Origin of the sequence: Oceanicola sp. 22II-s10i, from assembly GCF_002210105.1 — a bacterium.
Lineage (GTDB): Bacteria > Pseudomonadota > Alphaproteobacteria > Rhodobacterales > Rhodobacteraceae > Pseudooceanicola.
In genome coordinates this window covers 759,398-784,307 of record NZ_AQQU01000001.1, presented here as the reverse complement: position 1 = coordinate 784,307, position 24,910 = coordinate 759,398, and the positions used below count along the sequence as shown (strand labels likewise).

Genomic DNA, 24,910 nt, shown 5'->3' with positions numbered 1-24,910 from the left:
TGATCCATGACCGACGCACCGACCACCATTGACCCGAAAGAAGTCGCCAAGTTCGAGGCGATGGCGGCGGAATGGTGGGACCCGACGGGCAAGTTCAAACCGCTCCACATGATGAACCCGGTGCGGCTGGACTACATCACGCGCCAGATCGCCGAGGAATTCGACCGTGACCTTGCGTCGTCCCGGCCATTCGCCGGCCTGCGCCTGCTGGATATCGGCTGCGGCGGCGGTCTGCTGTGCGAACCGATGGCCCGTCTGGGCGCCACGGTGGTCGGCGCCGATGCGGCGGAGCGGAACATTCCCGTCGCCCGTCTGCACGCCGAACAGTCCGGGCTCGACATCGACTATCGCCACACCACGGCCGAGGCGATGGCGGCGGCGGGCGAAAGGTTCGACGTGGTCCTGAACATGGAAGTGGTCGAACACGTCTCCGACCCGCTGGCCTACCTGACCGCCTGCCACGATCTGCTGAAACCCGGCGGCCTGCACCTGTGCTCCACGATCAACCGCAACCCCAAGAGCTTTGCCATGGCGATCGTGGGCGCGGAATGGGTGATGCGCTGGCTGCCCAAGGGCACCCACGAATGGTCGAAGTTCATCACCCCGGACGAACTCTTCGACCTGATCCGCAAGGCGGGGATGGAGCCGGTGGACCGCAAGGGCTACGTCTTCAACCCGGTGTCCTGGCAATGGCACATCTCGGACCGTGACCTGACGGTGAACTACGTCACCGCAGCCGTCCGCCGCAGCTGATCCCGGAACCCGCGCACCGGGGCCGCGTTATGGCCCCATGCGACGCCCCGAACACACCCCCGCCCCGCCACACGGGACAGGTCCGTGCTGAGCGACGCCTCCCTTCCCGTTCTCATCGCGATCTTTGCCGCCGCCGGGGCCGTCATCTGCCTCAGCGGTATCCGCATGACCGGCATCGCCGACCGGATCGCGGATCGCACAGGGCTGGGCGAGGCGATCGTGGGCGGCGTGATCCTCGGGGCCGCCACCTCGCTCTCCGGCACGGTGGTCTCGGTCACCGCCGCGCTGGACGGCCGCGCCTCGCTCGCCTTCTCGAACTCCATCGGCGGGATCGCGGCGCAGACGGCGTTTCTCGCCCTCGCCGACCTGCTGTTCCGCAAGGCCAACCTCGAACATGCGGCGGCCGAAGTGACGAACATCTTTCAGGGCGTTCTGCTGATGGTGCTGCTGATGCTGCCGATGGCCGCGCTGACCACACCGGAATGGACGCTCTTCGCGATTCACCCAGCGTCGGCCCTTATCCTCATCGCCTATGTCGGCGGTCTGTTCGTCAGCCGCATCACCCGCGAACAGCCGATGTGGCACCCGGTCCGCACCCGCGACACCCGCACCGACGCGCCCGAGGACGAAGACGACGAAAGCGCCCGCCAGTCGAACCTGTCGCTGTTCGGCGGCTTCGCCCTGCTGATGGCCGTCATGGGGATCGCGGGCTGGTTCATCGCCCGCTCCGGCTCCGGCATCGCGGACCGGGTGGGACTGTCGGATTCGCTCGTCGGGGCCCTGATGACCGCCGTCGTCACCTCGCTGCCCGAGCTGGTCACGACACTTGCCGCCGTCCGGCGCGGCGCGCTGCAGCTTGCGGTCGGGGGGATCATCGGCGGCAACACGTTCGACACGCTGTTCCTGACCGCCGCCGACACCGCCTATCGCGACGGATCGCTCTACCACGCGGCGGGGATGCAGGACTATTTCTGGCTGACCACCGCCGCGCTGATGACCGCCGTGCTGCTCGGCGGGCTGATCGTGCGGGAACGGCGTGGCCCGGCGGGGATCGGGGTGGAAAGCGTGTTGATGCTGGCGATCTACGCCGGCGCCATCGCGATCCAGACGAGCACCGGTTAGTCGCCCTGCAGCTTCAGCCGCAGTTCGCGCAGGATTGGCAGGGCGGCGCGGACGTTCTCCTCGCCCATGTCGCCCACCAGTTCGCGGATCATGGGGGTGATCGCGCTCAGCGCCGTGTCCCGCGCCAGACGCCCGGCGGGCGAGATCGTCACCATCTTGCGCCGCGCGTCGTCCCAGTCGGGCCGGACGTGGATGTAGCCCGACGTTTCCAGCCGGTTCAGCGTGTTGGTCATCGCCCCGCGCGTGACGTGGAACGTCTTGGCCAGCTGCGCCGGGCTGCGTTCGCCCCCGGTCCGGGCAAGGTGGTTCAGGACCGAGAAATGGCTGATCTCCATCCCGCGCGGCAGGACCTTGCCCAGCCGGTTCCGCACCAGCTGGTCAGAGGTCAGGATCTCGCTGAACAGCGTGACCGCGAGAGAGTGGGTCGGGTCATTCATCCGTCCAGCGTGAACTCCCGGTCGTGGGTGATCGAGGGCACCTTGGCCCGCGCCTCGTCCACCCTGGCGATGTCCAGGTCGACATAGGCGATCCCCGGCTCGGTCCCCTGGTCCACGACGACCTCGCCCCAGGGCGCGACCGCGATACCGTGTCCGTGGGTCGACCGGGCCCGGCCGCGCGAGGCCTCGTGCGTGCCGCACTGCGCGGGGGCCAGCACCCAGCACCCGTTCTCGATCGCGCGGGCGCGCAGCAGGCTTTCCCAGTGCGCCTGCCCGGTCAGCGGAGAGAAGGCGGCGGGGATCGTCAGCACCTGCGCCCCGGCATGGGCCAGCGTGCGGTAGAGCCTGGGGAACCGGATGTCATAGCAGACGGTCATCCCGATCTTGGCGAACCCGGCATCGGCCACCACCGCCCGGTCGCCCGGCCGGTAGCCCGCCGATTCGCGATAGGTCTCGGTTTCCGACACCTGCACGTCGAACATGTGGATCTTGTCGTACCACGCCACCTGCGCGCCCTCGGGCGAGATCAGGAAGGAGCGGTTGGCGAAACGCCCGTCGGGATCGGTCGTCTTGACCCCGAGCGAGCCGATCAGCAGCCAGATGCCCAGTTCACGGCAGAGGTCCGGCATGGCGGCGAGGAAGATATCTTCCTCCGGCATGGTCAGCACCTCTTCCTGCCGGGTCCGGCTGGCCGAGACGCAGTTCGTGACCTCGGGCGTCAGGACAAAGCCCGCGCCGTTCGCCGCCGCCTCGCGGATCATCGCGGTCACGGTGGCAAGGTTCGCCGCCGGATCGTCCGACGAGGTGATCTGGAGCAGCGCGGCCTTCATGCGTCGGCCAGCAGCGGGTCGAGCTTGCCCGCCCGGTCGAGCGCATAGAGATCGTCGCAGCCGCCGACATGGGTCTCGCCCACGAAAATCTGCGGCACGGTGTGACGGCCGTGCGCGCGGTCCATCATCTCCTGCCGCCTGTCAGGGGCGCGCATCACGTCGATTTCGTTGAACGCCACGCCCTTCTCGGACAGCAGGCGCTTGGCGGCGTGGCAGAAGCCACAGATCGGGGTTGTGTAGATATCCACGGGTTTCATGGGAGCCTCCGTGCGGAAAACGCTTCCGCCGGAACTTAGGCGCCTTTGGCCACGCGCGCCAGTAGCGCCACGGTCACATCCTGCGCACTGGCGCCGAGTGCGGCCATTGTGCAGGCGGTGAGGGTGGCCCCCGCGGTCATCACGTCGTCGACGATCAGCACCCTTTTGCCCCGCGCGATCCCCTCCCGCCGGGGATGCACCGCGATCGCACCGTCGAGCGTGGTGAACCGCGCCTCGGCCCCCAACCCGTCCAGAACAGGCGTGTGTCGTGTGCGGATCAGCAGATCGGGACAGACCTCCGCCCCCAGTTCCGCCGCCAGCGCCCGCGCCAGCAGCGCCGACTGGTTGTAGCGCCGGCGGATCAATCGTCGCCGGCTGAGCGGCACGGGCGCGACCAGCAGGTCGGAGGTGTCCACATCGTGGAGCGCCTGCGCCATCCAATGACCGCAGGGTCGGGCGAGGTCCTGCCGGTCGCCATGCTTCAGCGCCAGCACCAGCCGTCGCGCGTTGCCGTCGTAGAGCATCGCCGCCCGCCCCTGCCGCCACGGCCGGGTGCGGATCATGCAGTCGTCGCACTGCGCGACCTCTCCGGTGCGCCCGCCGGGCAGCGGCAGGCCGCAGAGATCGCAGCGGAAACCGTCGATGAAGGGCGTGTCCCGCCAGCAGGGCCCGCAGAGGCCGAAGTCGCTTTCCACCATCTCGCCGCAGGTGAGGCAGCGGGGCGGGTAGACCACGCGCAGAACCGTTTGAAAGTTCGCCCTAGCAGGCATACCTAGCTGCCATGTCGACCCCGCCCCGCCTGTCCGATCCGAAAGCCATCGCACGCAACCACGCGCGTCTGCGCGACGAGGCCCTTTTCCTGAAGGATGCGGCTGCGGACGAGATCGAGTATCGGCTGCAACTGGTTAACAGAACCTTTACTGCCCCGCTGATCGTCGGACCCCTCGCCGCTCGCTTCGCCACGCGTCTCGGCCTGCCCGACGCTGTCTGCGTCGACGCGGACGAGGTGCTGGACGTCACCCCCGGCGCACATGACCTCGCCATCCACGCGATGGCCCTGCACTGGGCCAACGACCCCGTCGGCCAGCTGATCCAGACCCGCCGCGCGCTGAAACCGGACGGCCTGCTGCTGGCCTGCCTCTTCGGTGGCCAGACGCTGCACGAACTGCGCGCCGCGCTGGCCGAGGCCGAATCGCGCCTCACCGGGGGCCTGTCCCCCCGCGTCGCCCCGATGGCCGAGATCCGCGACCTCGGCGCCCTGCTCCAGCGCGCGGGCCTCGCCCTGCCCGTGGCCGACAGCGACCGCCTGACCGTCACCTACCCGGACGCGTTCGCCCTGATGCGCGACCTGCGCCACATGGGCGAGGCGAACGCCTTGCACCACCGCCTGCGCCGCCCCACCCGCCGGGCGGTGCTGGCCGAGGCCGCCCGCATCTACGCCGAGACCCATGCCGATGCCGACGGCCGCATCCCCGCGACCTTCGAGATCATCCACCTGTCCGGCTGGGCCCCCGACGACAGCCAGCCGCAGCCCTTGCGGCCCGGATCAGCGACGCATCGTCTCGCCCAGGCCCTCGGGACCGCGGAAACCCCGCTCGAGGATTGACCGCCCGGCGAAAGCCTCTATCTCCGGCGCGACGGACAGGAGAGACATGATGCAAGCCGACGCGAGCCGCCCGACACATGCACCCGCGGACCACCCCGCCATCCCGCGCGAGAAGGTGGGAATCCTGATCGCCAACCTCGGAACCCCGGACGGCACCGACTACTGGTCGATGCGCCGCTACCTGAACGAGTTCCTGTCGGACCAGCGCGTGATCGACTATCCCAAGTGGAAATGGCAGCCGATCCTGCAGGGCATCGTCCTGACCGTCCGCCCGCGCAAGTCCGGCGCCGCCTACCGGTCGATCTGGAACACCGAGGCGAACGAAAGCCCGCTGATGACGATCTCCAAGGCACAGCTGGTCAAGCTGAAGGCCTCGCTGACGGAGGCCTACGGCAACCGGGTGATGGTCGACCTCTGCATGCGCTACGGGAACCCCTCCACCGCGTCCAAGGTCCGCGAGATGGTGGCGGCGGGCTGCACCCGGATCCTGTTCTGCCCGCTCTACCCGCAATACGCCGGGGCCACGACGGCGACCGCGAACGATCAGTTCTTCCGCGCGCTGATGGCCGAGAAGTGGCAGCCCGCCTCGCGCACCCTGCCGCCCTACTACGACGACCCGGATTATATCGACGCGCTCGCCCAGTCCGTGGAACGCGCCTATGCCAAGCTGGAGACCAAGCCGGACATCCTCGTCTGCTCCTACCACGGGCTGCCGTTCCGCTATCTGACCGAGGGCGACCCCTACCACTGCCAGTGCGTGAAGACGACGCGACTGTTGAAGGAACGGCTGGGCTGGGACGATGAAAAAATCACCAGCACCTTCCAGTCCAAGTTCGGACCCGAGGAATGGCTAAAGCCCTACACCGTCGAGGAAGTCGCGGAACTGGCCCGCAGGGGCAAGAAACGAATCGCCGTCATCGCGCCCGCCTTCTCGGCGGACTGCATCGAGACGCTGGAAGAGATCAACGAGGAGATCCGCGAGAGCTTCGAACATGCGGGCGGCGAAAGCTTCACCTACATCCCCTGCCTGAACGACGACGATGCGCATATCGCGGCGCTGACCGGGCGCATCCGCGCGAACCTGTCCGGCTGGCTGGACTGAGGCCGGTCCGGCCCTGTCCGGGGTCGCAAATCACTCCGGATCACGACCTCGGGACAAGAAAAAAGGCGGTGGAAAACCACCGCCTTTTCTTTTGAATTCTTGCCGAAGCAGAATATCAGGCGTTCACTGCAACCACGATGCCGATCACGACCAGCATCAGCAGCGGGATCAGGAGACCCGAAGAGGAGCTGGTGGTTTCTTCGACGATCACCGGTGCTTCGATGACCGGCTCGGCCATGGAGCCTGCGTATGCGGTCGAAGCGGCGGCAACCATGGCAGCAGCGAGAACGAGTTTCTTCATGTTATCCTCCAGATATGCGCCCGATGCCCCCAACAGGTGAAAGGACATGGAGCACCCAAGACTTACCTCGTGCTTTTGTTCTAACCAGCAAAGCTTCGTGATTGCAATTGCCCTTTGCGAGCGGTCAGAAGCACTTGGCCGGAATGTCGTCAAATAAGCAACACTTGCGTGCCTACATTGGTCAGGCCAAACAGCTCTTCGATGTGCTCGTTGTAAAGCCCGATGCATCCGTTGGAGGATCGCCGCCCGATCTTGCGCGTGTCGTGGGTGCCGTGGATGCGGTAGTAGGTCCAGCTCAGGTAAAGCGCGTGCGTGCCCAAGGGGTTGTCCGGCCCCGGCCCGACATAGTCCGGCCATTCAGGGTTGCGCTGCTTCATCTCGGGCGTCGGCCGCCACTCGGGTCCGACGACCTTGCGGACGATGTCGGTCCGGCCGCGGCGGGTCAGCTCTTCGGTCAGCGGAACAGACGTCGGATACAGCTTGTAGACCGACTGATCCTCGGACCAGAAATGCAGGGCCCGGCTGGTGATGTCGACCAGCACCGCGCCGTTCTTCGTGTTCGAGAAATACGGCCGCCAGTCGAGCGAGCGGAAGGACGAAATGTTGCGGCGCACGACCTCGTTCGGATCCCGCTCGACCTCGGTCGAGTTTGCGAAGGGCGCGTTGTAGGCGGCCGTCTGCTGCGCGATGGCGGGCGCGGCCAGCATGGCCGCACCGCTCGCCAGAAAGGCGCGTCGGCCGAGCTTGTTCGATGTGATGGACATTGGTGACTCCTGAACCGGAACTCCACGGGGCTGCACTTTATGGCGACGAAGCCGCAGTCGCAATTCAAACCCCCGTGCCATCCCGATCTCGCGGAGTTGTGGGTTTGTCAAGCAACGCCCCCTGCGCTAAGTGACCCGAACGCTGTACTGACCGGGGGTGTTCCATGCGTTTGCCGCTTCTTCTCGTTCCTGCCCTGATGTTCCTCGCGGCCTGCGATACGCCGACGCCCGCACGTCTGGGCCCGGACGGGAAACCGCTGCCGCGCGTCTACCGCATCGCCAACGGGCAGGAGGCGCGGATCCAGTACGAGATGCTGGATGCGGTCAACGCGCTGCGCCAGGCCTCGGGCGCGACGCCCGTCCAGCTCGATCCCCGGCTGAACGCAGCCGCGGCCACCCATTCCCGCGACATGGCCAACCAGAACCGGCCTTGGCACTTCGGGTCCGACGGGTCCTCGCCCATCGACCGGGTGCGGCGGGTCGGCTACTATGGCGCCATGCTGGGCGAAAACATCTCGGAAACCTACGAAACCGAGATCGAAACCCTGTCGGCCTGGATGGAACAGCCGGACACCCGAGAGGTCGTCCTGGACCGCCGCGCGCAGGACCTCGGGTTCGCTTGGCATCAGGAACCCAACGGCAAGATCTGGTGGACCCTGCTCATGGGCGGCGGCATCCCGGCGACGACGCCGGGGTCGTAAGCCCTTACGGATAAATCGAAATCGGCGTGCCGTCGCGGACCATCGCGTAGATGTCCTCGATCTCCTTGTTGGTCACCGCGATGCAGCCAGCCGTCCAGTCCTGACCGCCCTTGCGATACTTCCAAGGCCGCCCGTGGATGAAGATATCGCCGCCGGGGCTCTTGCCCTGCGAGGACGCAAATTCTCGATCCAGCTTGTTCGGGTAGGAGATGCCGATCGACAGGTGGAACTCCGAATTGGGGTTCCGGCGGTCGATGGTGTATTCGCCTTCGGGCGTCTTGCCGTCATTGCGGAACTGCTTGTGCCCGACCGGGGTGAAGCCGAGACCGAAGTCATAGGCCTTTAGCACCTCCTGATTGTGCAGCAGGTACATCTTGCGCTGCTCCTTGTAGACCACCACGCGGGTCACTTCGGGCCCGTCGTAATGCTTGAACTTGGAACACGCCGTGACGCCGAGCGTCAGCGCGAGAATCACGAGTATGCGCAGGAATGCCATGTCCGAACTGCCTTTGGAGATCTTGGTCGCCTTACGCGCCTTTTACCTTTTGCCGGGCGATTTGCGAAGTCCCGATCCGCTCACGCCATCGTGAAGCCGGCGACCAGCTCCACATGCCCTGACCACCGGAACTGGTCCACCACCGTGACCGGCCCCATGTCGTAGCCGGCAGCGATCAGCACCGCCGCCTCGCGGGCGAAGGTCGCAGGGTTGCAGGACACATGCGCGACCATCGGCACCCGCGCTTTCGCGATCTCCGCCACCTGCGCCTGAGCCCCCGCGCGCGGCGGGTCGATGACCACGGCATCGAACCGTTTCAGCTCGTCAGGCATGAGCGGCCGCCGGAACAGGTCGCGCGCCTCGTGCGTCACGCGCTTCAGCCCCTGCGCCTGCCGCCATCCCTTGTCGAGCGCGTCCAGCATCGCCGCATCGCCCTCGACGGCATGAACCTCGGCCCCTTCGGCCATCGGCAGGCTGAATGTCCCGCATCCCGCGAACAGGTCGGCGATGGCGGTTTTCCCCTGCACCAGGGCCGAAACCGCCGCCAGCAGCGCCGCTTCGCCATCCGCCGTCGCCTGCAGGAAGGCACCCGGCGGCGGCACCACACGCACGCGGCCGAACACCTGCACCGGCGGATGCGCCATCGCCACGACTTCGTCGTCCCATGCCAGCCGCGCCAGTCCCAGCCGTTCCGCCTCGGCCGCCAGCGCGATCCTGAGCGGCCCGTCCAGCGGCTTGCCACCGGTCACGGCCACGTCCAGACCGGAGAGCGACAGCGTCGCCGCGACCGACAGCTCGCCCTTGCGCGACCCTCCGGCGACCGCCAGCGCCTCGGCCACCGGCAGGGCGGCCATCAGGTCGGGGTGCAGCAGGTGGCAGTCCGGGATCTCGACGATGACATCCGATCCTCGCGCATGAAACCCTGCCATCGCCCCCTTCTTGGTCCGCCGCACCGACAAGGTCGCACGCCGCCGCGACCGGGCGGGCGAGGTGTGAACAGAGCCGATTTCGCCTGAAATCCCCTGCGCACTCAGCGCCTGACGCACGACATCGGCCTTCCATCCGGCGATGAACTCCGGCGCGGCGTGCTGCAGGGAACAGCCGCCGCAGGTCCGGAAATGCCGGCAGGGCGCGGATATACGCTCGGCCGAAGGAGTGACGATCTTCACCTCCTCCAGCCGCTGGCCGTCGAGCCGCCCGGTCACCTCTTCGCCCGGCAAGGTCAGGGGTGCAAAGACCGGGCCGGGGGCGATGCCGTCCCCGTGCTGGCCAAGCCGTTCTATGCGATATGTCTCCATCCCCGCCCGATACAGCGCCGGCACCGACGCCGCCAAGCCCTATTCGGCGGCATCCGCGTTCAGGAACCCGCCCGACTGCCGCGACCAGAACCGGGCATATAGCCCGTCGCGCGCCAGCAGCTCGTCATGCGTCCCGCTCTCGGCGATCCGGCCCGCGTCCATGACAACGATCCGGTCCATGTGGCTGATCGTCGACAGCCGGTGCGCGATGGCGATAACGGTCTTGCCGCGCATCACCCGCTCCAGCGCCTCCTGGATCTCGGCCTCGACCTCGGAATCCAGCGCCGATGTCGCCTCGTCCAGCACCAGCACCGGCGCGTCCTTGAGGATCGCCCGCGCGATCGCCACCCGCTGCCGCTGTCCGCCCGACAGCTTCACGCCCCGCTCACCCAGATGCGCGTCATACCCCTCGCGCCCGCGGTGATCGCGCAGCTCGCGGATGAAGCCGTCGGCGGCGGCATTGCGCGCGGCCTCCTCGACCTCGGCATCCGTCGCCTCGGGACGGCCATAGCGGATGTTCTCCAGCGCGGAGCGATTGAACATCGCCGTCTCCTGCCGGACCACAGCGATCTGCCGCCGCAGCGCCTCCTGCGTGATGTCGCGGATGTCGGTGCCGCCGAACAGAATGCGACCCTGTTCCACGTCATACAGCCGCAGCAGCAGCGACATCGCCGTCGATTTCCCCGCGCCCGAGGCACCGACCAGCGCGATCTTCTCGCCCGGTTTCACGGTCAGGTCGAAGTCGTCCAGCGCCGGCTGGCCGGGCCGCCCGAAGGTGAATGTCAGATGCTCGAACCGCAGCCCGTCGCGCAACGGCGCCTCGGTCGCCGCGCCCTCGCGATCCGCAATCTCGTGCGGCGGGGTCAGGGTCGCGATCCCGTCCTGCACCTCGCCGAGGTTGGTGAAGATCGACACCGCCGCCCGGCCCATCCGGTTCGTCACCATCGACAGCCGGGTCGAGGCCATGGACGCCATCGCGATGTCCCCCGCCGTCGCCGCGCCGCGCGACCAGAGCCACAGCGACCCGCCAAGTGCGATCAGCGGCAGCAGCCCGCCCAGCGTCAGCAGCACCAGCCGATAGGTCACCGACAGCATCCCGAAGTCGAGCGCCCGTTCGAGGAACCGTTTCAGCGCGGACAGGGTCGCACGGTCCTCGTGGTCGTGATGCGCGAAAAGCTTGACCGTCGTGATGTTCGACAGCGTGTCGACCACCTGCCCCGTCACCGCGGCCCGTGCCCCCGCGCGATGTGCCGCGCTCGCCTGCACGCGCGGGATGAACCACACCAGCGCGGCGATATAGAACGCGCCCCAGACGATGAACCCCAGCAGCAGCCGCGCGTCGATCGAGGCCAGCAGGAACATCGTCCCGATGAAGATCGCGAAGCCGTAGAAAAACGCGTCCGAGAACTCCAACACGATGTCGGTCAGCGCGCGGGCGGTCTGCATCGCCTTCTGGCTGATCCGCCCGGCGAAATCGTTGTCGAAGAACCGCATCGAATGACCCAGCGTCCAGCGGTTCAGCCGTTGCAGGATCAGCGGGAACAGGTGCGGGCCGATCAGCAAGCTGGTCGTCGCTGAATCGACGGCAAAGATCACTGGTCGGACGGCGAGGTAGAACAGCGCCATCGCCAGCAGAAGCGGCCAGTAGAGCGTGATCAAGTCGCCCGGCCCCTGCTCCGTCGCCGTGTCGATGACCCAGCCGGTCAACCAGGCCGCGAAGACCTCGGTCGAGCCCGCCAGAAGCGAGATGCCGTAGGTCAGCGCCAGCGCCGGGCCAGCGCCGCGCAGCGCCCAGCGGACGAAGGGGAACAGCCGCGAGGGCGGCGGCCCGTCGGCCGGGCGAAAGGCGTCGATCATCGACAGAAGCTTGCGAACCGGTGCGATCATTCCGCGGCGTCCGCCTGATCCTTGAGGCCGAGGAACCCGCCCGACTGCCGCGACCAGTACCGCGCATACAGCCCGTCCTGCGCCAGAAGCTCTTCGTGAGAGCCGATTTCCGCGATCCGCCCCGCCTCCAGCACCACGATCCGGTCCATGTGGCTGATGGTCGACAGCCGGTGCGCGATGGCCAGCACCGTCTTGCCTTCCATCACCCGCTCCAGCGCGCCCTGGATCGCCGCCTCGACCTCGGAATCGAGCGCCGAGGTCGCCTCGTCCAGCACGAGGATCGGCGCGTCCTTTAGGATGGCGCGGGCCAGCGCGATCCGTTGACGCTGGCCGCCCGACAGCTTGACGCCGCGCTCGCCCAGCCGGGCCTCGTAACCCTCGCGCCCGGTGTGGTCGATCAGGTCGCCGATGAAGTCATGCGCCTCGGCCTTCTCGGCCGCGCGGACCAGATCGTCCTCACCCGCCTCCGGATTGCCGTAGAGGATGTTGTCCCGCGCCGAGCGGTTGAACATCATCGTTTCCTGCGTGACCATGCCGATCTGCCGCCTCAGGCTGACCTGCGTCACGTCGCGGATGTCCTGTCCGTCGATCAGGATGCGACCCTGTTCCGGGTCGTACATGCGCAGCAGCAACGCCACGAGCGTCGATTTCCCGGCCCCCGAAGCGCCCACGATCCCCAGCTTTTCGCCCGGCGCGATGTCCAGCGCGATGTCCTGCACCCCGCCCTTTTCGCGGCCGTAGGCGAAGCCCACGTTCTCGAAGGTCACGAGCCCTTCCGTCACCCGCAGCACGTTCGCACCCGGTTCATCCTCCAGCCGCACGGACCGCGCGAGCGTGCGCATCCCGTCCTCGACCTCGCCGATATTGGCGTAGGTGTTCATCAGCGCGAAACTGACCCACCCGGTCATCTGCGCCACCCGCATCGCGATCGTCCCGGCGGCCACCGCATCGCCAATCGTCGCCTGCCCCAGCGACCACAGCCACAGCGATCCGCCGACAAGGAACAGCGGCAGGGTCCCCGCCAGCGCGTTCAGCAGCACGCGGAAGGTCGCGGCGAGATATCCGAACTCCAGCACCCGCGTCCGAAAACCGCCCATGGCATTCAGCGCCGCGCGGTCCTCGTGGTCGTCATGGGCGAACAGCTTGACCGTCTTGATGTTGGTGATCGTGTCGACGATCTGCCCGGTCACCATCGCCCGCGCCGCCGCACGGGTTTTCGCCCGTTCGCGGATACGGGGCAGGAAATAGCGGATCAGGGCGAGATAGACACAGAGCCAGACCACGAACCCAAGCGCCAGACGCCAGTCGATCCCCACGATCAGCGCCACGGCCCCGACCAGCGAGGCGAGCGCGAAGGCGACCGTGTTGATCATCTCGACCGTCACGTCGGTCAGCGCGCGGGCGGCCTGCATCTGCTTCTGCGCGATGCGCCCGGCGAAGTCGTTGTCGAAGAACACGACCGACTGCCCCAGCGTCCAGCGATGCAGCCGCGCCAGAACCATCGTGTCGACATTGGGCGAGACGACGATGGACCCGGCCGCCGAGGACAGGCCAAAGAACAGCGGGCGCGCGATCAGGAAGAAGCCGACGGACAGCACCAGAAGGCCGATGTTCTCGGGCGCGAAGAAGCCCTCCGACCCGGTTTCCGTCGCACGGTCGATGACCTTGCCGAGGATCCACGCCGTTCCCGCCTCCATCGCGCCCGCGAGCGCCGACAGGAACGCCGCCAGCCACAGCGCCGGGAAGGCGCCGCGCAGGGACCAGCGGATAAAGCGCATGAGCGTCGTGGGGGGCGGCCCTTCGGCGGGCCGGAACGCGTCGATCAACCTGTCCGGCCGCATCGGTATCTCCTTTGCCGGGGATACTGACGTTCCGGCGGGCGGGGTCAAGCCACGCTCACGCGCCGTTCAACAGCTCACTGCGCGTCAATGCGAAACCCGAGGCGATCCAGCGCGCCTCGATCTCCTTCAGCTTCGCGCCAAGCGCCGCGCCCTCGTATTCGGGTATGAGGTCCTCCGCCCTCACTGGCAGTGTCCTCTGCGCCCCGCGGATGGTGAGGTCCAGCGCGTCGGGGGCCGGGGGCTGGCCGAGACTGGCGGCGAGGATCAGGACGGCATCGCGTGCGGCCTCGACGCCGTGGCGATAGCCCAGCACTTCCGGTCCTGCGCCGTCATCGACCGCCCGCGCGATGTGGTCCAGCCGCTTTGCCTCGGCCCGGCTGAGGCGCAGGCGGTCGTCGACGCTCTCTCCGCCCAGCGCAGCCAGACGGCGCATGGCGTCCGGCGCGACAGCCGCCTCAGCTTCCAGGTGGACCAGCGGGGCAAGTGCCCGATCGTCCGCTCCCGGCAGAACCTGCATCAGCACCCCGGTCGCCCGCATCGCGGCGACCGAGGGCGCCGGGTCCGGCGCGCCGAGCAGACGCTTGATCTCGTGGCCGATCCGCTCGGCCGAAAGTGTCTCTATTCCGCCCGAAAGCGCGGCAATCGCGGCCAGCGCATCGGCGTCCATCCCGGCGTCGGGGTCGCCGTACCAGGCGTGAAACCGGAAGAACCGCAGGATACGCAGATAGTCCTCGCGGATCCGCACTTCCGGATCCTCGATGAACCGCACCCGCCGCGCGGCGAGGTCCCTGAGCCCCGAGCCGAGGGGATCGGAGACCGCACCCCGCGCATCGGCATAAAGCGCGTTCATCGTGAAATCGCGCCGCCGGGCGTCCTCCTCGACCGTATCGGCGAAGGCGACCACGGCGCGGCGGCCATCCGTCTCCACGTCCCGGCGAAAGGTCGTGACTTCGTGCGGCACGCCGTCCGACACCACCGTCACCGTTCCGTGGTCGATCCCCGTCGGCACCGCGCGCAACCCCGCCGCCCCGGCCAGCGCCGTCACCACCTCGGGCCGCGCATCCGTCGCGATGTCGATATCGCCCACCGCGCGCCCGACCAATGCGTCGCGGACGCAGCCACCGACGAACAGCGCCCTGTGCCCCGCGTCCTCAAGCATCCGGCACACGGCCTGTGTCGCGGGCCGGTCCAGCCAGTCGCCCGCGATCCGTGTCACGGCGCCACCCGGTCCGCCAGCACCCGCAACATGCGCGCCGTGGCGCCCCAGATGTAGTAGGGTCCGTAGGGCACGACGTAATACAGCCGCCGCGTCCCGCGCCAGCGGCGACCCTCTTTCATGTAGTTCGACGGCTCCGCCAGATGCGACAGCGGCACGGCAAAGACCTCGGCCACCTCGCCCGGTTCGGCAATCGGCGTGAACGGCGCCAGAACCTTCGCCACAACGGGCCGGACGCGGAAGTTGGTCACCGTGTCATGCTCGGGCAGGAACCCCAGCACCTCCACGTTGTCGCGCGGCAGGCCGATCTCTTCCTCGGCCTCGCGCAGCGCGGCATCGGTGGCGTCACGATCCACCGGATCGACCTTGCCGCCGGGAAAGGCGATCTGGCCCGGATGATGTTTCAGGGCCGACGACCGCTTGGTCAGCCAGACGAACGGCTCGCCCCCGCGCATCTCGATGGCGATCAGCACGCCGGCCGGGCGGGTCGGCTTGTCGGGGACGAAAACGCCGGGGTTCAGTTCGTAATCCGAGGTGGGCTTGCCCTCCTCCCCGAGGGTGCGCCGCAGATGCTCGAAAACGTCACTCACCCGTGTCGTCCCCCTTTTCCGCCTCGAACCCGACCGTCTTGGGGTCCAGCACGTAATGCGCCCCGCAGAACTGGCAGTCGGCGGTGACCGTGCCCTCGTCGGTGGTCATCTTCTGGATGTCCTTGGCCGAGTAGATCGACAGCGACTGCCGCACCTTGTCCTCGGAGCACGAGCAGCCGAACCGCACCGGCTGCGCGTCGAAAACGCGTGGCTGCTCCTCGTGGAACAGGCGGACCAGCAGGTCGGTCGGGGCCACGGTCGGGCCGGTCAGCTCCATCGCCTCGACGGTGTCGAGGTGGAAGTTGACGCGATTCCAGTCCTCTTCCTGATCGCCGTCGACCAGATCGGCGGCGAGGATCAGCCCGCCCTCGCCGGACCCGCCGCCCGACAGGGGGCTGGCCTTGGGCATGGTCTGGATCATAACACCGCCGCCGCGCCAGTGCTCGGCCCCACCCGCCTCGGTCGACAGGCCGAAGCTGAGCGAAAAGCGGGTCGGCAGCTGTTCGGACTGCGCGAAATAGGCCTCGGCACTGCGGGCCAGACCGCCGGGGGTGATCGGGGTGATGCCCTGATAGGGGGTCATCCCCTCACCCTGGTCCAGCATGATCGCGAAATACCCGTTGCCGACCTGCTCCATCGGGACGTCGCCGGTGATCCGGTCGCGGTCGAAGCTGGCATACGCGCGGATGCGCGCCGGCTCGCCTTCTTCCTCGGGGCCGTAGTAGTCGCAGGCGATCATCCGGACCGGGCCATCCGACTGAAGTTGCAGCTGCAATTTCCAGCGCAGCTTGATCGACTGTCCGATGAGGGCCGCAAGCAGCGCCATTTCCGCCACCAGTGCCTCGACAACCACGGGGTAATCGTGTTGCTTCAGGATGCCGTCCAGCACGCCATCGAGGCGCGCGACGCGGCCCCGAATATCCGAATTGTCCAGCTGGAACGGCAGAACCGTGTCGTCCCAGGCCAGTTTGGAACCTATTGTCATTGGGTGTCCTTTGCGCTTGTCCCTGTCCTAAACCGACAGGCAGGCAGCGGCAAGAAGCCCCCCGCGGAAGGATGGATCACGATGCGGCGTTTCGGAGACCCGGTCAGGCCCGATGTCAGCTACACGCACCGGCCCGGTGTCTATGCCATCCTGCCGCGCGACGGCGCACTGCTGCTGACCCACCAGTTGGAGCCGGAGCCCGAGTTCCAGCTGCCCGGCGGCGGCATCGATCCCGGCGAATCACCGATGCGGGCGCTGCACCGCGAGGTCTACGAGGAAACCGGCTGGCGCATCGGCACGCCGCGCCGCGTGGGGGTCTACAAGCGGTTCGCCTACATGCCCGAATATGACCTGTGGGCCGAGAAGATCTGCACCATCTGGATGGCCCGCCCGATCCGGCCGATGGGGCCGCCGACCGAACCGGGGCACATGGCGCTCTGGACCCCCGCCGAAGCCGCGCTGGAGCTGCTGGCCAACGACGGCGAGCGGGCGATCCTCGCTCAGATCCTCGCCGCCGCGCCGCGGTAGTCGAACAGCACACCGGAAATATCGTCGGGGAAGTCGGCCCCGCCACCCTGTTCGCCGAGCATCCAGACCAGCGTTTCCATCAGGGCCGGGCCCTCTGTCGTGGCGAGTGCCTCTAGCATCCCCGCCAGCCGCACCTCGCCCACGATGCCTCCGTCCGCATCGGGGCATTCGATCATCCCGTCGGACACGATGAGCAGCCGGTCGCCGGGCCCCAGCCGCAGCGACACTGTGTCGAACCGCGCATCCTCGATCAGGCCGACAGGCAGGCCGCCGCCGCCCACGGGTTCGATCCGCCCGTCGGCCCGCTGGATCAGCGGATGCGGATGACCCGCCTGCACCAGCTCGACCACGCCGGAGCCGAGATCGCACAGGGCGAGAACCATCGTCAGGTAGTGTTCGCCCCCCGCCTCCTCCAGCACGAGGCGACTGAGCTGGGCGACCACCTCGTCGGGCGCGCGCGCCGCATAGCCTGTGCGCGTGCGTTTCAGGGCAAGGTTCTGATCCGGCGCGGCGGCCGAGAAATAGCCGGCCAGCCGCGCGGTCATAAGCGCGGAGCTGATCCCGTGCCCCGCCACGTCGAGCGCGAAAAGCCCCAGCCGACCCTCTTCCGCGGGAAAGAACCCGACGAGGTCGCCGCCGACGCGCCCGGCGGGCGACAGCATCAGCGACACCTGCGCGCTGCCAAAGTCGCGGAACCGTTCCCGAACAAGGCTCTGCTGCAGCTTGCGCGCCTCGATCAGGTCGCCGTCGATGGAATCGTGGATCGCCTGCAGTTCCGCCAGCGTTGCACTGAGCAGGCGGTTGTTGTCCGCCAGCCGCCGCTGCATTGCTGTCAGCCGCTCCCCCGCCCGGATGCGCGCACGCAGTTCGTCGGCATTCACCGGCTTGGTCAGGAAGTCGTCGGCGCCGGAGTCCAGCCCCTCGGCCACATGGGCCTTGTCGCTTTTCGAGGTCAGCAGGATGAAATAGCCATAGCTGTCCCCCTCGAGCGCGCGAAAGGCGCGGCAGAATTCCAGCCCGTCCATGCTGGGCATCATCCAGTCCGACAGGATCATGCAGGGCGGCCGGTCGCGGCATATCTCTAGCGCGTCGGCGCCGCTGGCCGCCTCTTCCACTTCGTAGCCCCAACGGGTCAGCATGGCGCGCAGCACCCGGCGCTGAAGGCGGCTGTCGTCCACCACCAGCACCCGGCGCGGACTGTCCGTGGCCAGCCCCGCGCCCGAAGGGTTCAGTCGTTTTGCCTGCACGATCCTGCCTTTCCCGGCCCTGCGGCTTGGTAGGCCCACCGGCTTAAAACGCGGTAAAGACGCGACCCGCGTCCCGGTCAGGCAGATGTTAAGCCCCCGCCGTTAGAGTCCCGGCACTGGACAGGAGGATGCGATGATCGACTGGACCCGGCTTGCCGCCCTGGCCGATGAGGTCGGGCAGGATGATTTCGACGACGTGGTGGACCTGTTCCTGACGGACACGGCAGACACGGTCGATGCCCTGCTGCCCGGCCCCGGCCTGCCCGACCGTCTGCATTATCTGAAAGGCAGCGCCGCGACCCTGGGCTTTGTCGCGCTGGCCCGGCTCTGCGGGCGGGCGGAACAGACCGCGCTGGCGGGCGGAGCGGTCGACCTGGCGGCGATCCGCGACACTTTCCGCGCCTCGCGGGATCTGCTTATGGAAACCGGCCAAACCGCGGCGCTGACCCCGACCGGGCCGGATCAGATCAGGAACTCGGCCAGGATCTGATCGTCCGTCGTATCGCGATAGACAAAGCCCGTGTCATCCAGCCGCCGGAACAGCGCGTCGAAATTGCCCGCCTGCTTGGTCTCGATCCCGATCAGGACCGACCCGAAGTTGCGCGCGGATTTCTTGAGGTATTCGAACCGCGTGATGTCGTCCTCGGGCCCCAGCACGTCCAGAAACTCGTGCAGCGCGCCGGGGCGCTGCGGCAGCCGCAGGATCAGGTACTTCTTCAGACCCGCATAGCGCTGCGCCCGTTCCTTCACGTCCGGCAGGCGTTCGAAGTCGAAATTCCCGCCCGAGGTGATGCAGACCACCCGCGTGCCGACGATTTCATCCGCGATGTCCTTCAGGGCATCGACCGCAAGCGCCCCCGCCGGTTCCAGAACGATCCCCTCGACATTCAGCATGTCGAGGATCGTGGTGCAGATCCGGTTCTCGGGCGCCGCCAGGATATCACCGCGCGGTGTGTCCTTCAGCACCTCCCACGGCGCGGCACCGATCCGCGCGACCGCGGCGCCGTCGACGAAATTGTCCACCTTGTTGAGCGTGACCGGCCCCCCGGCCTCGATCGCGGCGGCAAAGCTCTTGCCGCCTTCGGGTTCCACGAAGGTCAGCGCGACCTCATCGCCGAAATACGACCGGATGCCCGCCGCCAGGCCACCGCCGCCCACCGGCAGCACGATCCGATCCGGCAGTGCGTCCATCTGCGCTTCAATCTCCACCGCGACGCTGGCCTGCCCCTCGATCACGTCGCGATCGTCGAACGGGGCGAGGAAATGCCCCCCGACCCGCGCGCAGAAGGCCTGCGCCTCTCCTAACGTTGCGTCAAAATAGTCACCCACCAGACGAATTTCGATAAATTCTCCGCCGAAAATCCGGGTCTTGTCGATCTTCTGCTGGGGCGTGGTGACGGGCATGAAAACCACCCCCGGAACCCCGAAGTGACGGCACATATAGGCCATCCCCTGCGCGTGGTTACCAGCGCTTGCGCAAACGAACATAGACGCCTGTTCCACCTTGCGCATGGCATTGAACGCGCCGCGCAGCTTATAACTGCGCACAGGGCTGAGATCCTCGCGTTTCAGCCATATGTCGGCGCGGAACAAAGCCGAGAGGTGATCGTTCCTCTGACACGGCGTCTGCGGAAAGACGACGCGCATGTCCTGTGTGGCCCGTTGGGCGGATGAGCGGAAAGCTTGCATGGGATACCAATGAACCCTGTGCGCATGGCGTTCAAGCGGTTGGGACAAATACAGCTTTGGTTTTCTGCGCCACGCGGGGAACAGGGGTAGAAGAATGACAAATATGCGCATGGCATGCGCGACACTTGCGATTGCGGCGCTCTGCATCTCGCCGCTCGCCACATCCGTGCCCCTTGTCGGGGCAGCACCGGCCTTTGCGAAAGGGCCCGGTGGCGGCGGAGGCGGCGGCAATGGAGGCGGTAACGGCGGTGGCAATGGCGGCGGCAGCGCGAACGGCGGTGGCAAGGGCCAAGGCGCCGGCAAGAGCAATGCCGGCGGCAACGGGCGTGGCAATGGCAATGGCAAATCCCACGGCAACGGATCCAACGGCATAGGCAAGGCGCTCGGCGCCATTTTCGGCGCCCCCGTGGGTCAGGCGAAACGCGGGACGGGGTCCAAGACCACCGTGAATCGCGGCCCGCGCGTCAGAACGGCTGTCCCCACCTCGCCGCGTCCGAAATCACGGCCCGAGCACAGCAACGGTGCGATAGCCTCGGAGCTCAAATCCCTGAACGCGGCCCATGCCAGCCCGGTCGCCTACAGCAACGCCGCCGCCACCAGCCGCGTCGGTCAGATCGCGGCATATGCCATCGCGGCGCAGAAGGCGGCCTCGACCGAAGAGGATCTGGCCGCCGCCCGGTCCGAGCTTGAGGCGGCCAAGACCAAGCAGGCCGATCTGGAACAGCGCCTCGAGGCCCGCCAGCAACAGCTGAAGGATGCGCAGGCGGTCGAGAATCCCGACCTCGGCCAGATCGACGCGCTGAAATCCGACGTCAGGTATGCAGAGGACGCGGCGGCGGAAAACGCCGAACGCATCAAATCGCTCGAAGATCAGGTCCGGACGCTGGAATCCGAGCTGGAAGAGGCGAGCCTTGTCGGTGAGGACGCCTTTGCCAAGGCATCGGGCGGCCGCACCATCGAGGACCTGTCCCCCGAGGCCCGCGAAGCGTTCGAGGGTCTGATCGACGGCAAGACCACGCCCGAGGACGCCGTCGGCATCCTCGACGCTCAGGACGACTATGCGCGCGAAACGGTCGTGCCGACCGACGATTACCTGATCGTCCCGGTCGTGGACGACTGATCGGCATCCGCCGGACCCCGCCCGGCCCTTGTTCCCCGCCCGAAAACGCGCTACGCGCCTGACCGTTCAAGTCAGGAGCTGCCCATGTCCGCGCCCAAGAAAGTCGTACTTGCCTATTCCGGCGGTCTCGACACCTCGATCATCCTGAAATGGCTGCAGGTTCAGTACCAGTGCGAGGTCGTGACCTTCACTGCCGACCTCGGCCAGGGTGAAGAGCTTGAGCCGGCGCGACAGAAGGCCGAACTGCTGGGCATCAACCCGGCGAACATCTATATCGAGGACGTGCGCGAGGAATTCGTCCGCGACTTCGTCTTCCCGATGTTCCGCGCCAACGCCACCTACGAAGGTCTCTACCTGCTCGGCACCTCGATCGCCCGCCCGCTGATCTCCAAGCGGCTGGTGGAAATCGCCGCCGAAACCGGGGCCGATGCCGTGGCGCACGGCGCGACCGGCAAGGGCAACGACCAAGTCCGCTTCGAACTGAGCGCCTACGCGCTGAACCCCGACATCAAGGTGATCGCGCCCTGGCGTCTGTGGGACCTGACCTCGCGCACGAAACTCATCGAGTTCGCCGAGAAGAACCAGATCCCTATCGCCAAGGACAAGCGCGGCGAGGCGCCGTTCTCGGTCGACGCGAACCTGCTGCACACCTCGTCCGAGGGCAAGGTTCTGGAAGATCCCGCCGAAATGGCCCCGGACTATGTCTACCAGCGCACCGACGATCCGGTCGGCGCGCCGGACCAGCCGGAATACATCGAGATCACCTTCGAAAAGGGCGACGCGGTCGCGATCAACGGCGAGGCGATGAGCCCGGCGACGATCCTCACCAAGCTGAACGCCTACGGCAAGACCCACGGGATCGGCCGTCTCGACTTTGTCGAGAACCGGTTCGTCGGGATGAAGTCGCGCGGGATCTACGAAACCCCCGGCGGCACCATCCTGCTCGAGGCGCATCGCGGGATCGAACAGATCACGCTCGACCCCGGCGCGGGGCACCTGAAGGACTCGATCATGCCGCGCTACGCGGAACTGATCTACAACGGCTTCTGGTTCAGCCCGGAGCGCGAGATGCTGCAGGCGCTGATCGACAAGAGCCAGGAATACGTGTCGGGCACCGTTCGCCTGATGCTGTACAAGGGCGCCGCCCGCACCGTCGCCCGCTGGTCTGACGCCTCGCTCTATTCCGAAGCGCATGTGACCTTCGAAGAGGACGCGGGCGCCTACGACCAGAAGGACGCGCAGGGCTTCATCCAGCTCAACGCGCTGCGGCTGAAGCTGCTGGCCTCGCGCAAGCGTCGCCTGGGCTGAGCGGACCGGATTTCAGGAAAGGGCGCGCGGCACGAGCGGCGCGCCCTTTTCCGTGTCCATGGCGTTGACCCAAAGGCAACTGCGGCCGACACTGTCCCCTTTCCCGAGGAGGACACGATGTTCAAAGTCATTTGCACCGCCGCCCTGATCCTGACCCCCACCCTGATACGCGCCGACGGCATCGGCACGGTCGACGCGACCTTCGACGGCGAGGCGCGGACCTATCACACCATTTCCGTCAAGCACGGTGAGGATACCGCTGCCACGGCCACCTACAACAACACCAGTCGGCTGTCCTCGCTCAGCATCCAGGCGCATCCAGCGCCGCGCTTCACGTCCACCGATGTCCTGTCGATCAGCATCGACTGGATCGGCGAAATCGACGCGGCAAAATCCCCGATGTCGGTCGAGGTGCTGTATCTGCCGCAAGGGATGAGCAAGCCGTTCTACACGACGGACCAGATGCCCGAAGCGCCGAAGATCACTTTCGACAGTCTCGACATCTCGGCTTCGCCCGGTCACGCCACCGGCACGGTCGAGGCGACACTCTGCCTCGTGCCCAAGCTCTACGAGGCGCCGGACCCGACCGACTGCATGCAGATCACTGCCGGTTTCGACACCGCGATCTACGCGCGGTAGCAAACCACAAAGCATGAAAAAGGGCCGGAACAGAGACTGTTCCGGCCCGAAAAGTTCAACCGCGGATTACTGTGCGGTGATCGTCGTCATCACGAGGTTCCCGTCCGGCTTGATCGGGCCATCCTCGGTTGCGCCCAGCGTGTATTCGAACACGCCGGTCTGCGTGCCGCCCGCTTCGGAGTGCACCATCAGCATCAGCATGTCGCCCGACGCGACCTCTTCCTGCAGGATCGCGGCGACGTCCATGTTCTCGCCCATCCGCAGCGGTGCGTAGCCGACGACCGGGCCCGGCTTCATTTCGGAATCCGTGCGGTGCACGACCAGCCAGCCGTTTTCGCCGGCCATGACTTTGGTCGCGCTGACGACGCCGTTGGACACGTCCTGGTCGGCGGCCTCGACCATCGGCGCCATGCTGTGGCTTGCGGCAAAGGCCATGCTGGCAGTCATGGCGAAGGCGGCGGTCATCATAAGCTTTTTCATAAGGTGTCTCCCTGTTGAACTCAGGCCGGATAATCCCGGCGTGTGCTTCATCTACGGAGAGGATCGCGATACAGTTTCACGCGAACACGAAAACGTCAGACCGACAGGCGCTCCCGGTGCAGCCGGTCGTAACTTTCCATCGCGGCCTGGACCATTTCCGCCGCCGATTCGCCAAGTTGCGGCAAGGGACCGTCCGGCGGTGCAAACCCGGTGGACCGGTGCACGGCATCGTACCAGTGCGGTGCCCAGACCCCGTCAAAGGCGCGCGGACCCGCGGGCCAGCGCAGCACGGCCGGATTCCAGTCCAGGCCGATCGCATCGCAGAGCCCGCGCAGCATCCCCTCGGGATCGCGGCGGATGTCGTCGGCATCCAGCACGACGGTATCGCCCTGCCCCGACACCATGTCGAACAGCGCCGCCTGCTGCAGAAAACCGATATCCTCCAGCGTCACGCCGTCCCACTTGGCCGAGAAGCTGGCGACGACACGGGCCGGGTGGCGGATCAGGAAGACGTTGGTCATGCCGCCGATCCAGTCACGGCGGATCCCCGGCAGCATGTGCTGGGTCATGTGCTTGTGCCAGACATGCCTCCGGCCATCGGGCACCGGCCCCTCGAGCGCCGCGATCACCGCCTCCGGATCCTGCGGTTGCGAGGTGAGGATCTCCGCCCGCATCGGATGATCCTTGCCCGTCCGGGCAAGGTAGGCGGCGTAAAACGGTTCATCCACCGCCGCGAAGTCCGGGCGATTGCCAAAGGCGTACATCATCGCCGTCGACAGGTTGCGCGGGCCGGACCAGCAGGCGATTTTCATGACCGATCCTTCCGGTTCGTCATCAGGAGTCCGTGCCGAACGCCTCGACCTCGCGCCGCGCGGGGATGGCATCGGCGGTGCCCTGCCGCGTGACCTTGAGCGCGGCGGCACGGATGGCAAGGTCGACGGCATCCACCATGTGCATCCCCTGATCCAGTCCCGCGAGCAGGAAGCCGGTAAAGGTGTCCCCGGCCCCTGTCGTGTCGACCGCCTCGACCGGGAAGGCGTCGAACTTGGCCACCTGTTCGGCCTCTCGGTCGATCCAGACCACGCCCTCGGCGCCGAGCGTGACGACGACGTCCGTGACCGGAAGCTCATCGGTGGACAGGCCCGTCGCCTCTTCCAGCTGGGCGGCCTCGACCGCGTTCAGGATCAGCATGTCCGTCACCGGCAGCATCGCCTGCACGGCATCCGCATCGAACGGGGCGGCGGCATAGACCACCCGCATCCCCAGCGACCGGGCAAAGGTGGCGGCCTCGACCTGCTGGTTGGTCTCGTTCTGGCACAGGAACATATCGCCCGCCGCGCGGCGGGTCAGGGCGCGGCGCACCTCGGCCCCGCGCAGCACACGGTTGGCGCCCGCAAAGATCAGAATCTGGTTCTCGCCCGCCGGATCGACCGCGATGATCGCGTGCCCCGACGGTTCGGCCACATCGACAATATGCCCGACCGAGACGCCGTAGCCCTTCAGCCGGTCGCGCATCCATCCGCCATCCAGCCCGACCGCGCCGATCAGTTCGACCCGCGATCCGGCCCGTGCGATGGCGACGGCCATGTTCGCGCCCTTGCCGCCCAGTCCCCGGTCAAAGCTGGTAGCCGCCAGCGTCTCGCCCGGCTCCGGCAGATGCGGCACCCGGTAGAAGCTGTCGGCATTGACCGACCCGAGGCACCAGACCGTCAC

At 67.2% G+C, this 24,910-nt stretch carries 28 protein-coding genes; 10 read left to right on the top strand and 18 right to left on the bottom strand.

The genetic code is table 11. The features are described 5' to 3' along the window. Positions 1–6: 6 nt before the first annotated feature. Positions 7–753 carry a bifunctional 2-polyprenyl-6-hydroxyphenol methylase/3-demethylubiquinol 3-O-methyltransferase UbiG gene (gene ubiG / locus ATO6_RS03890; RefSeq protein WP_088622603.1) on the top strand — a complete coding sequence of 249 codons (747 nt, stop codon included), beginning with the start codon at positions 7–9 and terminating at the stop codon, positions 751–753. An 84-nt stretch (positions 754–837) separates the two neighbouring features. After that, positions 838–1,875 carry a sodium:calcium antiporter gene (locus tag ATO6_RS03885; RefSeq protein ID WP_088622602.1) on the top strand — a complete coding sequence of 346 codons (1,038 nt, stop codon included), beginning with the start codon at positions 838–840 and terminating at the stop codon, positions 1,873–1,875. Here the strand turns inward: ATO6_RS03885 and ATO6_RS03880 are convergent. Genes ATO6_RS03880 through ATO6_RS03865 form a run of 4 tightly spaced genes read right to left on the bottom strand, consistent with a single transcriptional unit; the run spans position 1,872 to position 4,169 of the window. After that, positions 1,872–2,312 (bottom strand): MarR family winged helix-turn-helix transcriptional regulator, encoded by a 441-nt coding sequence (locus ATO6_RS03880; RefSeq protein ID WP_088622601.1) that lies wholly within the window; start codon positions 2,310–2,312, stop codon positions 1,872–1,874. The genes ATO6_RS03885 and ATO6_RS03880 overlap by 4 nt on opposite strands. Beyond that, on the bottom strand, positions 2,309–3,142 hold the full coding sequence (locus tag ATO6_RS03875) for a carbon-nitrogen hydrolase family protein (protein ID WP_088622600.1): 834 nt from the start codon (positions 3,140–3,142) through the stop codon (positions 2,309–2,311). The genes ATO6_RS03880 and ATO6_RS03875 overlap by 4 nt, the downstream gene beginning before the upstream one ends. Next, positions 3,139–3,399: a glutaredoxin 3 gene (grxC, locus tag ATO6_RS03870; protein ID WP_088622599.1), complete on the bottom strand. Its 261-nt coding sequence runs from the start codon at positions 3,397–3,399 to the stop codon at positions 3,139–3,141. The genes ATO6_RS03875 and grxC overlap by 4 nt, the downstream gene beginning before the upstream one ends. A gap of 35 nt (positions 3,400–3,434) precedes the next feature. Beyond that, positions 3,435–4,169: a double zinc ribbon domain-containing protein gene (locus ATO6_RS03865; protein ID WP_088622598.1), complete on the bottom strand. Its 735-nt coding sequence runs from the start codon at positions 4,167–4,169 to the stop codon at positions 3,435–3,437. A gap of 11 nt (positions 4,170–4,180) precedes the next feature. Between ATO6_RS03865 and ATO6_RS03860 the strand changes: the two genes are divergently transcribed. Both ATO6_RS03860 and hemH read left to right on the top strand, forming a co-directional pair. Continuing rightward, positions 4,181–5,005 carry an SAM-dependent methyltransferase gene (locus tag ATO6_RS03860; protein WP_088622597.1) on the top strand — a complete coding sequence of 275 codons (825 nt, stop codon included), beginning with the start codon at positions 4,181–4,183 and terminating at the stop codon, positions 5,003–5,005. Positions 5,006–5,054: 49 nt separating this feature from the next. After that, positions 5,055–6,107 carry a ferrochelatase gene (gene hemH / locus ATO6_RS03855; RefSeq protein WP_088623400.1) on the top strand — a complete coding sequence of 351 codons (1,053 nt, stop codon included), beginning with the start codon at positions 5,055–5,057 and terminating at the stop codon, positions 6,105–6,107. Between the two features lie 115 nt (positions 6,108–6,222). Here the strand turns inward: hemH and ATO6_RS03850 are convergent, their stop codons facing one another. Continuing rightward, a complete protein-coding gene (locus tag ATO6_RS03850; RefSeq protein WP_088622596.1) occupies positions 6,223–6,408 on the bottom strand; it encodes a hypothetical protein in 186 nt (61 codons plus the stop codon). Positions 6,409–6,557: 149 nt separating this feature from the next. Then, positions 6,558–7,172: a L,D-transpeptidase gene (locus ATO6_RS03845; RefSeq protein WP_088622595.1), complete on the bottom strand. Its 615-nt coding sequence runs from the start codon at positions 7,170–7,172 to the stop codon at positions 6,558–6,560. Between the two features lie 164 nt (positions 7,173–7,336). On the opposite strand from ATO6_RS03845, the gene ATO6_RS03840 reads away from it, so the two are divergent. Beyond that, positions 7,337–7,873 carry a CAP domain-containing protein gene (locus ATO6_RS03840; protein WP_254919064.1) on the top strand — a complete coding sequence of 179 codons (537 nt, stop codon included), beginning with the start codon at positions 7,337–7,339 and terminating at the stop codon, positions 7,871–7,873. Between the two features lie 4 nt (positions 7,874–7,877). Here ATO6_RS03840 and ATO6_RS03835 read toward each other — a convergent pair whose 3' ends face one another. The 7 genes from ATO6_RS03835 to ATO6_RS03805 all read right to left on the bottom strand — a co-directional run bounded on the left by ATO6_RS03835 (position 7,878) and on the right by ATO6_RS03805 (position 16,186). Next, positions 7,878–8,369, bottom strand: a complete 492-nt coding sequence (locus tag ATO6_RS03835) for a murein L,D-transpeptidase family protein (RefSeq protein WP_088622594.1) — start codon at positions 8,367–8,369, stop codon at positions 7,878–7,880. Positions 8,370–8,449: 80 nt separating this feature from the next. Then, a complete protein-coding gene (locus ATO6_RS03830; RefSeq protein WP_088623398.1) occupies positions 8,450–9,667 on the bottom strand; it encodes a class I SAM-dependent RNA methyltransferase in 1,218 nt (405 codons plus the stop codon). A 39-nt stretch (positions 9,668–9,706) separates the two neighbouring features. Next, complete coding sequence (locus ATO6_RS03825) at positions 9,707–11,554, bottom strand: ABC transporter ATP-binding protein (protein ID WP_088622593.1); 1,848 nt, start codon at positions 11,552–11,554, stop codon at positions 9,707–9,709. Beyond that, positions 11,551–13,395 carry an ABC transporter ATP-binding protein gene (locus tag ATO6_RS03820; protein ID WP_088622592.1) on the bottom strand — a complete coding sequence of 615 codons (1,845 nt, stop codon included), beginning with the start codon at positions 13,393–13,395 and terminating at the stop codon, positions 11,551–11,553. The genes ATO6_RS03825 and ATO6_RS03820 overlap by 4 nt, the downstream gene beginning before the upstream one ends. Before the next feature lie 55 nt (positions 13,396–13,450). After that, complete coding sequence (locus ATO6_RS03815) at positions 13,451–14,611, bottom strand: CCA tRNA nucleotidyltransferase (RefSeq protein WP_254919063.1); 1,161 nt, start codon at positions 14,609–14,611, stop codon at positions 13,451–13,453. Next, complete coding sequence (locus ATO6_RS03810) at positions 14,608–15,201, bottom strand: CoA pyrophosphatase (RefSeq protein WP_088622591.1); 594 nt, start codon at positions 15,199–15,201, stop codon at positions 14,608–14,610. The genes ATO6_RS03815 and ATO6_RS03810 overlap by 4 nt, the downstream gene beginning before the upstream one ends. Next, on the bottom strand, positions 15,194–16,186 hold the full coding sequence (locus tag ATO6_RS03805) for an Hsp33 family molecular chaperone HslO (RefSeq protein WP_088622590.1): 993 nt from the start codon (positions 16,184–16,186) through the stop codon (positions 15,194–15,196). Before ATO6_RS03805 ends, ATO6_RS03810 begins: the two co-directional genes overlap by 8 nt. Positions 16,187–16,267: 81 nt before the next feature. Here ATO6_RS03805 and ATO6_RS03800 point away from each other — a divergent pair, with 81 nt between their 5' ends. Continuing rightward, a complete protein-coding gene (locus ATO6_RS03800; protein ID WP_088622589.1) occupies positions 16,268–16,714 on the top strand; it encodes an NUDIX domain-containing protein in 447 nt (148 codons plus the stop codon). Here ATO6_RS03800 and ATO6_RS03795 read toward each other — a convergent pair. Next, on the bottom strand, positions 16,687–17,961 hold the full coding sequence (locus ATO6_RS03795; protein ID WP_254919062.1) for a PP2C family protein-serine/threonine phosphatase: 1,275 nt from the start codon (positions 17,959–17,961) through the stop codon (positions 16,687–16,689). The two genes, ATO6_RS03800 and ATO6_RS03795, sit on opposite strands and share 28 nt — an antisense overlap. A 133-nt stretch (positions 17,962–18,094) precedes the next feature. On the opposite strand from ATO6_RS03795, the gene ATO6_RS03790 reads away from it, so the two are divergent. Next, on the top strand, positions 18,095–18,451 hold the full coding sequence (locus ATO6_RS03790) for an Hpt domain-containing protein (RefSeq protein WP_088622588.1): 357 nt from the start codon (positions 18,095–18,097) through the stop codon (positions 18,449–18,451). Here the strand turns inward: ATO6_RS03790 and ilvA are convergent. Beyond that, on the bottom strand, positions 18,424–19,650 hold the full coding sequence (ilvA, locus tag ATO6_RS03785) for a threonine ammonia-lyase IlvA (RefSeq protein ID WP_088622587.1): 1,227 nt from the start codon (positions 19,648–19,650) through the stop codon (positions 18,424–18,426). The two genes, ATO6_RS03790 and ilvA, sit on opposite strands and share 28 nt — an antisense overlap. A 94-nt stretch (positions 19,651–19,744) precedes the next feature. Here ilvA and ATO6_RS03780 point away from each other — a divergent pair, with 94 nt between their 5' ends. The 3 genes from ATO6_RS03780 to ATO6_RS03770 all read left to right on the top strand — a co-directional run bounded on the left by ATO6_RS03780 (position 19,745) and on the right by ATO6_RS03770 (position 22,717). Beyond that, complete coding sequence (locus ATO6_RS03780; protein ID WP_141101927.1) at positions 19,745–20,770, top strand: hypothetical protein; 1,026 nt, start codon at positions 19,745–19,747, stop codon at positions 20,768–20,770. Between the two features lie 84 nt (positions 20,771–20,854). Continuing rightward, positions 20,855–22,078, top strand: coding sequence for an argininosuccinate synthase (locus tag ATO6_RS03775; protein ID WP_088622585.1), 1,224 nt, complete (start codon positions 20,855–20,857; stop codon positions 22,076–22,078). Between the two features lie 117 nt (positions 22,079–22,195). After that, entirely contained in the window at positions 22,196–22,717 is a 522-nt protein-coding gene (locus ATO6_RS03770) for a hypothetical protein (RefSeq protein ID WP_088622584.1), read from the top strand. 66 nt (positions 22,718–22,783) lie between these two features. Here the strand turns inward: ATO6_RS03770 and ATO6_RS03765 are convergent, their stop codons facing one another. From ATO6_RS03765 to ATO6_RS03755, 3 genes are all read right to left on the bottom strand, one after another. Further along, positions 22,784–23,197, bottom strand: a complete 414-nt coding sequence (locus ATO6_RS03765) for a hypothetical protein (protein WP_088622583.1) — start codon at positions 23,195–23,197, stop codon at positions 22,784–22,786. A 95-nt stretch (positions 23,198–23,292) separates the two neighbouring features. Next, complete coding sequence (locus ATO6_RS03760; protein WP_088622582.1) at positions 23,293–24,009, bottom strand: sulfotransferase family protein; 717 nt, start codon at positions 24,007–24,009, stop codon at positions 23,293–23,295. Positions 24,010–24,031: 22 nt separating this feature from the next. Beyond that, complete coding sequence (locus ATO6_RS03755) at positions 24,032–24,910, bottom strand: ribokinase (protein ID WP_088622581.1); 879 nt, start codon at positions 24,908–24,910, stop codon at positions 24,032–24,034.

Coding starts and splice junctions, on each gene's coding strand:
- ATO6_RS03830 (WP_088623398.1), bottom strand. CDS start 9,667: ATGGAGACATATCGCATAGAACGGCTTGGCCAGCACGGGGACGGCATC.
- ilvA (WP_088622587.1), bottom strand. CDS start 19,650: ATGCAAGCTTTCCGCTCATCCGCCCAACGGGCCACACAGGACATGCGC.
- ATO6_RS03840 (WP_254919064.1), top strand. CDS start 7,337: ATGCGTTTGCCGCTTCTTCTCGTTCCTGCCCTGATGTTCCTCGCGGCC.
- ATO6_RS03770 (WP_088622584.1), top strand. CDS start 22,196: ATGTTCAAAGTCATTTGCACCGCCGCCCTGATCCTGACCCCCACCCTG.
- ubiG (WP_088622603.1), top strand. CDS start 7: ATGACCGACGCACCGACCACCATTGACCCGAAAGAAGTCGCCAAGTTC.
- hemH (WP_088623400.1), top strand. CDS start 5,055: ATGCAAGCCGACGCGAGCCGCCCGACACATGCACCCGCGGACCACCCC.
- grxC (WP_088622599.1), bottom strand. CDS start 3,399: ATGAAACCCGTGGATATCTACACAACCCCGATCTGTGGCTTCTGCCAC.
- ATO6_RS03820 (WP_088622592.1), bottom strand. CDS start 13,395: ATGCGGCCGGACAGGTTGATCGACGCGTTCCGGCCCGCCGAAGGGCCG.
- ATO6_RS03765 (WP_088622583.1), bottom strand. CDS start 23,197: ATGAAAAAGCTTATGATGACCGCCGCCTTCGCCATGACTGCCAGCATG.
- ATO6_RS03825 (WP_088622593.1), bottom strand. CDS start 11,554: ATGATCGCACCGGTTCGCAAGCTTCTGTCGATGATCGACGCCTTTCGC.
- ATO6_RS03845 (WP_088622595.1), bottom strand. CDS start 7,172: ATGTCCATCACATCGAACAAGCTCGGCCGACGCGCCTTTCTGGCGAGC.
- ATO6_RS03860 (WP_088622597.1), top strand. CDS start 4,181: ATGTCGACCCCGCCCCGCCTGTCCGATCCGAAAGCCATCGCACGCAAC.
- ATO6_RS03880 (WP_088622601.1), bottom strand. CDS start 2,312: ATGAATGACCCGACCCACTCTCTCGCGGTCACGCTGTTCAGCGAGATC.
- ATO6_RS03850 (WP_088622596.1), bottom strand. CDS start 6,408: ATGAAGAAACTCGTTCTCGCTGCTGCCATGGTTGCCGCCGCTTCGACC.
- ATO6_RS03875 (WP_088622600.1), bottom strand. CDS start 3,142: ATGAAGGCCGCGCTGCTCCAGATCACCTCGTCGGACGATCCGGCGGCG.
- ATO6_RS03805 (WP_088622590.1), bottom strand. CDS start 16,186: ATGACAATAGGTTCCAAACTGGCCTGGGACGACACGGTTCTGCCGTTC.
- ATO6_RS03775 (WP_088622585.1), top strand. CDS start 20,855: ATGTCCGCGCCCAAGAAAGTCGTACTTGCCTATTCCGGCGGTCTCGAC.
- ATO6_RS03790 (WP_088622588.1), top strand. CDS start 18,095: ATGATCGACTGGACCCGGCTTGCCGCCCTGGCCGATGAGGTCGGGCAG.
- ATO6_RS03780 (WP_141101927.1), top strand. CDS start 19,745: ATGACAAATATGCGCATGGCATGCGCGACACTTGCGATTGCGGCGCTC.
- ATO6_RS03800 (WP_088622589.1), top strand. CDS start 16,268: ATGCGGCGTTTCGGAGACCCGGTCAGGCCCGATGTCAGCTACACGCAC.
- ATO6_RS03835 (WP_088622594.1), bottom strand. CDS start 8,369: ATGGCATTCCTGCGCATACTCGTGATTCTCGCGCTGACGCTCGGCGTC.
- ATO6_RS03760 (WP_088622582.1), bottom strand. CDS start 24,009: ATGAAAATCGCCTGCTGGTCCGGCCCGCGCAACCTGTCGACGGCGATG.
- ATO6_RS03865 (WP_088622598.1), bottom strand. CDS start 4,169: ATGCCTGCTAGGGCGAACTTTCAAACGGTTCTGCGCGTGGTCTACCCG.